1 pseudogene is annotated in these 203 nt (G+C 31.0%); it reads left to right on the top strand.

From position 1 onward, the window contains the following. Positions 1–153 (top strand): annotated as a pseudogene (locus PL9214_RS33355) (IS701 family transposase); the annotation flags it as partial. Between the last annotated feature and the right edge of the window lie 50 nt (positions 154–203).

The raw sequence follows: 203 nt of genomic DNA, 5'->3' as shown, positions 1-203 counted from the left end.
TTAAATAATCTGCGTTTAATAATTCAGCCTACTATTATATTGTGGTTGATTGTCCCGTGGCTAGATATTTTTCCTGACCGTTATTTATTGCGTGGTTTTCATAAATTAATTCAGAATATTAATCAATTTCAATCTTATTTTCCGAATGGATAACTCTACTTTTTATGACTTGTTGATTTCGGAGACTGACAGAAGAGGGATAT

Origin of the sequence: Planktothrix tepida PCC 9214 (genome assembly GCF_900009145.1) — a bacterium.
Taxonomy (GTDB): domain Bacteria; phylum Cyanobacteriota; class Cyanobacteriia; order Cyanobacteriales; family Microcoleaceae; genus Planktothrix; species Planktothrix tepida.
Note: the sequence above shows the minus strand (reverse complement) of the source record. Positions and strands in the feature narration are given on the sequence as shown.